The sequence below is a fragment of the Alkalitalea saponilacus genome, assembly GCF_900168165.1.
GTDB classification, from domain to species: Bacteria; Bacteroidota; Bacteroidia; order Bacteroidales; family Marinilabiliaceae; genus Natronoflexus; species Natronoflexus saponilacus.
In genome coordinates, this window is record NZ_FUYV01000006.1 from 19090 (window position 1) to 29856 (window position 10767).

General features: G+C 39.4%; 5 protein-coding genes. 2 read left to right on the forward strand and 3 right to left on the reverse strand.

The window, feature by feature from the left end; genetic code table 11:
* Window positions 1-30: 30 nt before the first annotated feature.
* Genes B5X70_RS06730 through B5X70_RS06740 form a run of 3 tightly spaced genes read right to left on the reverse strand, consistent with a single transcriptional unit; the run spans window position 31 to window position 3880 of the window.
* Window positions 31-1653: a glycoside hydrolase family 43 protein gene (locus B5X70_RS06730; protein ID WP_079557143.1), complete on the reverse strand. Its 1623-nt coding sequence runs from the start codon at window positions 1651-1653 to the stop codon at window positions 31-33.
* A gap of 41 nt (window positions 1654-1694) precedes the next feature.
* On the reverse strand, window positions 1695-2687 hold the full coding sequence (locus B5X70_RS06735; RefSeq protein WP_079557144.1) for a pectinesterase family protein: 993 nt from the start codon (window positions 2685-2687) through the stop codon (window positions 1695-1697).
* On the reverse strand, window positions 2687-3880 hold the full coding sequence (locus B5X70_RS06740) for a glycoside hydrolase family 88/105 protein (protein WP_079557145.1): 1194 nt from the start codon (window positions 3878-3880) through the stop codon (window positions 2687-2689). The genes B5X70_RS06735 and B5X70_RS06740 overlap by 1 nt, the downstream gene beginning before the upstream one ends.
* A 554-nt stretch (window positions 3881-4434) precedes the next feature.
* On the opposite strand from B5X70_RS06740, the gene B5X70_RS06745 reads away from it, so the two are divergent.
* Window positions 4435-8841, forward strand: a complete 4407-nt coding sequence (locus B5X70_RS06745) for a hybrid sensor histidine kinase/response regulator transcription factor (RefSeq protein ID WP_232468374.1) — start codon at window positions 4435-4437, stop codon at window positions 8839-8841.
* Window positions 8842-9317: 476 nt separating this feature from the next.
* The gene (locus B5X70_RS06750; protein ID WP_159449991.1) at window positions 9318-10541 is read left to right on the forward strand and encodes a DUF4957 domain-containing protein; all 1224 of its coding nucleotides are present in this window, start codon (window positions 9318-9320) and stop codon (window positions 10539-10541) included.
* Window positions 10542-10767: the final 226 nt, after the last annotated feature.

Genomic DNA, 10767 nt, shown 5'->3' on the forward strand with positions numbered 1-10767 from the left:
TATATTAAAATTTTCTTTTGCTGATTTTTTTTATTTGCTGAACCGGAAATAGTCAAAATCTGCAAAGCCAGAATCGTTTGTAGTTTGCTGACGGGTACAGAATACTCCAACTTTTGCACCAATCCAGTGCCCTCGGGTTGCTCTGAATTTTGTGTCCATGCTTCTGTATCGGCGACCATTGGTGCTGTAGCTGAATTCAGTCATGAAATCGGCTCCAACTTTAATTCGCAGATAGACGGTATTGGTGTCAATTTTTTGAGCGAATACTTCCTTCTCTTTTTCTCCGTGTTGTGCACCGTTGTTAATGTTATAGACAAGGTAAATTCCATCTTCACGATCTTCCAGAGCAAAAGATGCATAGTTTCTGCCCATTACAATTACTCCGGCGCGCTCTCCCAGTTTGTTCTCGTTTGGACGGAAAGTCATTTTGGTATCCACAGTAAATGATTCTCCGGGGAATTTTTGAAGCAAAAGATTTGGTACCTGATAATAACTTACTGCGTCTTCGGGTATGAGATCTGAAAATAGTCTTAACTGTTGAGTTCCCGGATTTATGAATGCCCAGGTGTTTTTGGGATTTGCATGCCATTGCCATTGCATGCCGAGTTCTACGTTGTCAAACTCGTCGCTGTCGGGAGGAGTGACGATTGGGAATGTTCCTCCAACATTAGGTTTGCGATGATGTGAAACAGGCTCGCCAATTCCATCTCCATTGTTGTCGATGCCAATGATTGGCCATCCGTCGGTCCATGTCATTGGGTTCAGGTGGGTAATTCGTCCGTATGCGTCTTTACACTGAAAATGAATAAACCAGTGTTCACCTGAATCCAGTTGAACCCAACCACCCTGGTGAGGACCATTGATGTTGGTATTTCCCTGATGCATCACGGTTCTTGACTCATATGGACCATAGACGTTTTTAGAGCGTAAAACTTCCTGCCAGCCCGGAGTAACGCCTCCTGCCGGAGCAAATATGTAGTAATATCCGTTCCATTTATAGAATTTAGGCCCCTCAATGGTTTCATGTGCATCATGTCCATCGAAAACAATTTTACCTTCATTTAGTAAATGAGTTCCGCAGGGACTCATTTCAGATACTACCAGGATGCTCTTGATTCCGGCACGGCTGCCAGCGTAGGCATATACAAGATAGGCACGTCCGTCATCGTCCCAAAGTGGTGAAGGATCTATCAGACCTTTTCCTCCCTGAACCAGGTGTGGTTTACTCCATGGACCTGCCGGATCATCAGCTTTTAGCATGTAAATTCCAAAATCGGGATCACCATAATAGATGTAAAATTTGTTGTTGTGATAGCGCATACTTGGAGCCCAGACTCCGTTTCCATGTTGTGGTTTTGAATAGTGGTCATAAGGCATTTGACGATCCAGAGCATGCCCGATTAATTCCCAGTTAACCAGATCTTTTGAATGAAGAATTGGAAGCCCCGGAATGGCATTAAAACTTGATGCTGTCATATAAAAATCATCACCAACACGAATTACATCAGGATCGGAGTAGTCGGCGTAAAGTATAGGGTTTTTATATGTCCCATCACCTTGATCTGATACCCAGACATCAGATACGAAGGGGGTTTGGGCGGTTAGTCCGGTGATTAATATCAGCAAAGCTGATAAAAGTGAAATTTTTCTCATTTTAAACTGATTTATATGTTAATTATAATTTAATGCGATTATTATTGATTTGTATTCGTGATTCTATCCAGAGGATTCCAGTTATCGTCTCCTCCAAGAACGTTTTCGATGGTGTATTTGGCTACTTGCTCACTGGTGAGTTGGTGCGACCATGATACCCTGTTTTCCGCAGATGCTCCGGGACCAAAGGAATTATATTCAGCATAAAAAGCAGTTTCTTCCGCGTGAGGTTTATTCCAGTTGTGCCATCCTGCCGGATGCACAACTTCACTCATGTAGCAGTTAATAAACACTGTTTGAGCATGATCTCGCCACGGACGTCCAAGATAGAATGAGTGCTCAGGAGCACTGCCTGTAATGGAGCAATTGTTGAATACAAATCCATGACTTGTATCTTCATTGGTTGAAGCAGCAGTAATATATCCCCGTTTTTTGGGAAATATTATGCAGTTTTCAAACCAGGCAGTTGACCATCCGAAAATAAAATCCACGGTTCCTTCTATGTAGCAATTTTTATAAAATTGCCTGCTGCCCGATGTGTGCGGGTAGAGTGTGTCCTGATGTCCCAGAAAGTTACAATTTTCGAATACAATTCTGTCGCCACTGACTCTCACTGCTACTGCTTGTCCAACAGGGCCGGCAGAGTTTTCAAATGTGATGTTTCTGGCAGTAAAATTATTGCCAAATATGAAAAATCCTGAAGATCCTGTAGTGCCCATCTCTTCGCCAAAGCGGTTTAGTTTTGAAGCATAATCATCGTAGATGATGATGGTTGAGTCTTTGGATTCGCCTATGAATGTTACGTTGTTTTTGGATGCTGGTAATATTAACTTCTCCTTATAAACACCATTTTTTAAAAAGATTACTGTTTCATTATTGCGAAAGTCCGGCACATTATTTATGGCCTCCTGCACGGTGATAAAATCACCGGTGCCATCACTGGCCACAACAAAGGCATATTCTCCACTGTCGGCCAATGCTGTATATTTCACCAGGGAAATCAGTATTATTAATATAATCAGTGTCCGGTTCATTATTTTTGGTTAATGTAAGTCATCTCAATTGAAGCCAGAATAAACGGACCAACCCCTTTTGGGTCATTGTCACGTATGGGTTCTGAAATATAGTATTCAAACGAACCGTCTCTGAATGGATTTCCTCCCAGTCCTGCTACTTCGCAGCATGACTCCAGACTGATTGTACCGTCTTCGTCTTCACGAATAAGATTGTCCAGAATGCCCTGGTAACCTCTTTTTGCATATTCCAGATAGTGTGAGTCCAGATATCCCAATCGTACACTTTTTAGTAAGAAGTATGTAAGCATTGCTGATGCTGTTGCCTCTTCGTAGTTGCCTTCCCGGTCAGGTTGATTAGGTACCTGAGACCATAGACCGGTTTCGGGATTTTGATATTGTACAACGCCTTCAGCGAGTCTGTTTACAAGGCGGATTAAGTTTTGTCTGCCTGTGTGATCTTTAGGAAACCATGCTGTGGCATCCACTATTCCCATAGCATACCAGCCTAATGCACGTCCCCAGAAACCGGGGGACAGCCCTGTTTCAGGATCAGCCCATCGTTGTTCACGACGCTCGTCCCATGCATGGTAATAAAGTCCTACAGCAGGGTCGTACATGTTTTTATCCACCAGATAGAACTGATGAGCTACATCAGCAAAAAGTTCCGGCTCGTTAAAAGTATGTGCATATTGAGCGAGGAAAGGTGCGCCCATATACAATCCATCCAGCCACATTTGATGTGGATACACTTTTTTGTGCCAAAAGCCACCTTCCGAAGTTCTTGGGTGATGACGCATCTGTTCCCTTAATAATTCTATGGCATCGAGGAGTTTTTGATCACCGGTTAACTGATAAAGTTCAATCATGAACTTCCCGGGATTAATGCGGTCAATGTTGTAATCAGTTAATTTATAGGTAAGGATTTCGCCTCCCGGGGAGATGAATTTGTCTGCAAAACCCTGTATATATTCCAGATATTGTTCATCTCCGGTTTCTTTGTAGAGTTCCATCAGAGCTGTCATCATAAGCCCGTGTGTATATTCCCACTTCGGGGTTTGTCTGAAATCAATCATCCAGCCTTCCGGATTGCGCTTCATATCGGATTGCGCCATTTTTTCGGCCCAATACAATTCATTAGTGCTGGAATTGCTGCAGGATGTTCCCAGCATGAAAACCAAAATTGCCGAAATTATTAAAGATGTTTTTTTCATAAAGTATTTAATTTATTATTCGCTATTTCTTTATTAACATTCGATTACGTGACATTAGAGCAAAACTGATACCTTTTGTTTTTTTATAATTTAATGTAATTGCAAGTTAATTTTAAAAAATAGTTTTAATAGGTTAAAAATCAACCGAAATTGTATTCTGAATTGTTGTTAAAGCAATTATCCGTGTCAACAGAAGCCAATATAGAATCTCTGATCTCTCTGGGAAGCGAATATCCTGGTTTTTAAATTTGCAGATGTGTAAAATTTAACAATTATTCCGTAATGGGTGTAAAAATCTAAAAATTGCTGCTTCTGGCTTGAAATATGTATATGAAATTCTGATTCCGTGGTGAATACCTATCAGATGCTGTTTTTAGATGCTCAGCAGTTAGTGCGTTTTGTGTAAATACCGGTTTTTTAGGGGTGAAAAATTGGTTTTTGGTGCGTACAGATGGATTAATAACTAATTTTATCCGTTAGATGTTAATGTAGGTATAGTTGGTTATTTTTAGCTATTTAGGCAAGTTGAATACGTTAATGATTTTGAAATGCTGATGATCAGAAAAATATTAATGCTGATTGCTGTAATGCCTGTGGTGCTGTTTTCGCAAGTGTCTGAAAATTATACATGGACACGGTATACCACTGAAGATGGTTTGTCGCAAAATACTGTGATGAGTATTCATCAGGATAAGAAGGGATACATGTGGTATGCAACATGGGACGGATTGAGCCGGTTTGATGGTTACAATTTCACCACTTATAAAGTGCGGCCAGGTGATAATGTTTTCCTTACAAGCAGTAGAATTGATCGTTTGCTGGAAGATAAGTACGGCTATATCTGGCTTTGGGCCTACGGGAAAAATGTAAGTTGGTTTGATCCCTCAACAGAGGAGTTTCAAAATGTTCCTGACTACTTCCGGGATGTTACCCAGGTGAGGGAAATAGTCACCTTGCACAATGGAGTTACCTGGTTAATTACAGAAGAAGAAGGAGGTGCAAGAATTATTACTGATCCCGTTACCAAAGAGTTTCGATCGAACGAATACTCAAAAAACTCAGGTTTGCTCCAAAGCAATAAGATAAGAAAAGTCTTTGCTGACTCAAATGGAAATGAATGGATTCTCACGGATAATGGGATATCAGTAATAAACAATGGTGGTGAAGATCTTTCAAGCTATTTTCATCATTCAGTCTATACAGGAAGCAATAATTTTAATATTTTTTATACGGCCAGTGAATTTGATGATGAGATCTGGTTTGGGGCAAATAGTGGTAAGGTCTGGAGATATGTGAAAAATGGCAGCAGGTTTATTTCCCTGCAGGTTCCCTCCGTTTCAGGTATTGTATCAATACATACAATAAGCGATCATGAATATTTTTTGGCTACTGCAAGTGATGGGCTTTTTATCCACAATACATTAACCGGCAATTTTGCACATTATAACGGGCATTTAATTTCAGGAAATCAGGAAGAGATAATTTTCGACACATATCAGGATTCTTTTGGCGATATATGGATTCAACAGAGCAGTAATAGTGTAATTCAATACAATGTTGAAAATTCAGAAGTCGTAAGCCATACAGTAGGCAGTGTTACCAGAGATGGAATCGGAGGACCTGATTTTATGATTCATGAAGACGTTAATGGAACGTTGTGGATTCATCCTCAAGGAGGAGGCGTTTATTATTATGACCGGATTCAAAACAAGTTGCAACCCTTCTTTTCACAAGAGTCGTCTATGCTGACATTTTCAGATCGTTTACATTCCATGTACTCAGATCGTCAGGGAAATTTATGGATGAGCACAAGAGCCAGAGGATTGGAGAAGTTTGTATTTCATTCAAGTCAGTTTCAAATACTTGAAGTCAATACAAAACCGCAGTTTATTAGTGATAACGATGTACGTGCAATTCTCGAAGATTCAAGAGGTTATATGTGGGTGTCTACAAAAGCTGGCAAAGTTGCATTGTTCAATTCTGAAAGTGATTTAATCGGTTATTTGGGGCCGGATGGAAAATTGCATGCTGACATAGTTTTTTCTAATGCCAACGTATATACTATCCTGGAGGATCGACATGGCAATATTTGGTTAGGAACTAAGGGTAAAGGACTTGTAAAAGCCCATGTTAGCCAGCAGGGAGCAGGAATTTCATATGATCTTGTTCATTTCAGGAATGATCCGGGCAACATTAATAGTTTAAGTCATGACGATATATATCATATCCATGAAGATGAAAAAGGGCGTATATGGCTGGCAACTTATGGGGGAGGTATTAATTTATTGAACTATACTGGAGATGGAGGTTATGAATTCATAAATTCAAACAACTCATTCAACAATTATCCGATTACCAAATGCTATAGTGTACGTTACATAACAACCTGTAATAACGCAAAAGTATGGGTGGGAACGACGAACGGACTGGTAGTGTTTGATAATCCTGATAATGCAATGGATGATATTAATTTCCGGCATTTCACCTATATGCCGGGAGACTCTTTATGTTTAAGTAATAACGATGTTCATAATATTTTAATAACTTCTAAAGGAGAGGTCTTTCTTGCGACATTTGGAGGTGGCCTTAACGAATTGATTGATCCCGTAAATCGATCGGACTTTCGCTTTAAGTCTTATACCAAAGAGTCCGGTCTTCAGACAGATGTTCTGTTGTCTGCTGTTGAGGATCCTAACGGTCGGATTTGGATTGCCACGGAAAATGGTATCAGTCAGTTTGATCGCGAAACCAAGGATTTTCGAAATTTTAATAAAACTGATTTTTCACGAGCACTAAGTTTTTCTGAAGGGTCAGCACAATTAGCGTCAAACGGACAAATATGGTTTGGAACAAATAATGGGGTGCTGAGGTTTCATCCTGATTCAATTTCGCGCAGCAATTTTGTCCCGCCAATAGTGCTTACCGAATTCCGCGTATTAAACAAACGGATTAGTCCAGGCAAAGGTGAGGTATTAAAAAAACACATAGATGCAACTCATGAGATTAAGTTGCGGCACAATCAGAATATCATATCTTTTGGTTTTGCAGCACTTGATATGAAATATCCTGAAGCTGTAAAATATGCAGCTATGCTTGAAGGATTCGAGAATGAATGGGTCTTTTTGGATAAACAAAGGCTGGTAAATTATACCAATTTGCCATCTGGAGATTACAAGTTGCGGGTGCGATCCACCAATAGTGACGGCATTTGGGTTGACAATGAAAAATCTGTGTCAATTTTTATATCGCCATCCTTTTGGGTTACGACATGGGCCTATTTAACATATTTTACCCTGTTTTTTATTATCGCCGGGCTGTCCGTTTACGTGTTGTTTACGATATACAGATTGCGCCATCGAATTACGATGGAGCAGCAAGTGTCTGAAATGAAACTTGATTTTTTTACTAATATTTCTCATGAGCTTCGGACACCATTAACATTGATTTCTGGTCCGCTTGAGCAAATTTTGAATGATCCATCTGTAAAGGATAAACACAAGGAATCCTTACAGGTTGTTGAACGCAATAGTTCTCGTATGTTGCGGCTAATCAATCAGATTCTTGATTTCGTTAAAATCAGTCATAATAAAATGAAAATGACTGTAGAGATGATTCCTGCAGGAGAATTTGTCAACCGCGTAATGGACAATTTCCGCCTAATGGCCATAGATCATCAAATTGAGTTTACATTGAACGATCAATCCGGAGGTGATTATATATGGGCTGATGCCGATAAATTTGAGAAGATAATCTTTAATCTTTTATCCAATGCTTTCAAATATATTTCCGGAGGGAAATATATTAAAGTGAGAATTGAAAGTGATGTGGAACGTATGAGGATTTACGTCATTGATAATGGTGCCGGAATCGTCGAAAACAAAAAAAGCTCACTTTTCAACCGCTTTGAAAGCTCACTTGTAAAAGGCTTTAGCCGTGTGCCCAGCACAGGCATAGGGTTGTCTATCGTGAAGGAGTTGGTGGAACTGCATAAAGGGCAAATTCAGGTTGAGAATACAGAAAGTCGTGGTACAACCTTTATTCTTAGTTTGAAAAAGGGATTATCACATTTTGGCGAAGATGTTGAAATATTAGATGAAACCGATGGAACCGAAACGGCCTTAGAGCAAGGTTTATACTCAGAGAAGGAGGCAACTGAAGGGATGACGTTGGACGAAAATAATGCCCTTCCTTATTTATTGCTGGTTGAGGATAATATTGAAGTACGCAAATTTATCCTCAGTATTTTGAAGCATGATTATAATGTGATAGAAGCAGGTGACGGCGAAGAGGGCTTTGAAAAGGCTCAGAAATACCAGCCGGATATAATTATAAGTGATTTAATGATGCCTGTCAAGGATGGCATGGAGCTGTTACGCGATATACGTGATAATATTAATACATCTCACATTCCATTTATCATGTTAACAGCAAAAACAAACGAAGAGAGCCAATTGGAAGGTTTAAGTAGGGGTGCAGATGATTATATAACAAAACCTTTTAGTCCTGCATATCTTCAGTCACGTGTAATAAATCTACTGGATCAAAGACGAAAATTGCAATTGCTTTATCAGGGGAAATCTACAGTAGCTAAATCAGATCTTGAGCCTGATATGCCAGAGGTTACTTCTCTGGATGAAAAATTTCTTTCAGGCTTAAAGGCACTTATGGAGGAAAATATGGAGAATAGCGATCTGGTGGTGGAGGATTTGGTAGGAGAAATGGCCCTAAGTCGTTCTGTGTTTTTTAAAAAACTAAAGGCGCTTACCGGATTGGCTCCAATTGAGTACATTAAAGAGATGCGATTAAAGCGGGCAGCACAATTGATATCCATTGGGCAACATAATATGACTCAGATTGCTTTTATGGTTGGAATGAATGATTCCCGGTATTTTAGCAAGTGCTTTAAACAAAAATATGGTATGACTCCTTCGGAGTACAAGGTGCGCATGTCAAATCAATAAATAGATTCTTAGTCAGTAGTGTCCGAAACAAAAAGAATTGGCATGGAAATCTGAGCAGAGATTGACCGGTTTTAAGTTCAAAGTTGGGTTTTAGGTTGATGGTTGATGGTTTTTTCCGCTCTCCTGCTCCGCTTTGCGGAATTCAACTCATTGCGTTCGTTTCATCCCGTTTTACGGTATTACGTTTCTCTCCGCTCTCCTCTCTCCGGATACTCCCCCTAAACGCATGTCATTTCGACCAGCGGGAGAAGTCTCAAAATTTTATCCGGACGATAATGTTGTCTGGATTTTTGATATTTATAGAAAATTATGCTTTCGGACCTATAAAAACCTTGCTGGTTAAAAAATGTCAAATATTTCAACCAATTATTAAACATTCCTGAGGTAACTCTATCGTAATTTAGTTCTGTCAATAAATATTTTATTAATCAAATTCTTTGATGAATTTATATCAAAGAGTTTTAAACTTAATTATTATGAGAACTAAATTTACCGCATTATTTACCTTTTTGTTTTTGGGTTATGTTGTAAACGCCCAAATGACTACCATTGATCTTACAGGATCAGACGATCCGGAAATTCTTCAAACCACATTAGATGGCTTAACAGAACCGAGTCACATTATTCTTCAGGCCGGTTCGTATCATGAAATATCCAGCGTATCGTTGTCCTTTTCATTAAAAATTGAAGGTGCTGAAGGTGAGCCTGCTGAAATTAAGATTGCAGGATGGTTTAATATTGCAGCGCCGGAAGATGAGGTAGAGAAGCACCTTGAATTAATTGCCTTTAAGAACCTCATATTGCTGGGAGGAAACCCAACAGGTGATTATGTAATGAATATCAGCAATTCAGGAAAAATCGATGAAATCGTTTTTGAAGATTGTATTGTTCATTCCTTTCGTGGAGTTGCCCGCTTAAGACCTGTGGAAGTAGGTTTGTTCCGCGTAGATAATTGTATTGTGAGAAATATTGCTGGTTATGGTTTAGTGAATCTGGATGATGACAATGGTTCCCTTACAGATGTTGAAATAACCAATTCCACTATTGCAATTGTGGAACGTATCGTTGTAAGTAAAACGCCTGTCAATTCAGTAAAAATTCATGATTGTACTTTTTATCAGACTCCCAGAAACGGACGTGCTTTCATCGATATGGCAGATGCTTCTTCTGTTATTGAAGGAGGAGTTGAAGTTATCAACAGTATCCTGACTTCAGGATTAAACGGAGATCCCAATAACGGTGTAAGAGCTGGTGAAGCAACTCCTGTAACCATTACCAATAGTTATTATACCAATGACTTTGACTGGAATGCATTGCAATGGAGAACTGAAAGCGAGAATCCATTAATATATTATGATGGAACGGCTGCCACTCTTTTTGCTAATGCAGCAGAATTTGATTTTACAATAATTGATGGAAGCTTTGCCGGCATAACAAGTGCAGGAGATCCCAGATTCTATGGTGTAGCTTCCAGTATAGGTAAAAGCGCTGTGTCATCTGTGAAATCTTTTGTTACCGGAGGACAATTAGTAATTAGCGAAACGGTTGCAGTTGTAGAGATTTTTTCAATTTCCGGTCAGTTGGTTAAAACTGCGAAGAATGTGAGTGTAGTGGATTTAAGTGCGGCAGCCTCTGGTTTTTACATTGCTAAAATTATTGATCGGGACGGAATGGTAAGCACCTTGAAATTTAGTAAATAGTACCTATGAATAAGCAATGTTGCATACAGGAAACACCCTGAATTCAAATATTTCTAAGTTAGATTTTCGAAGATCTGGTCTTTCTGTTATAGATTAAATCATTATTAAAAGGGAGATGATGGCTTGGCTGTCTCTCCCTTTTACGTTTTCGCAATATTGAGGATTTGTAAATGTTAGTTATGTTTTTCAGGATTTTGGCTCGGGTTCGTACTCAAATAATCTGCAT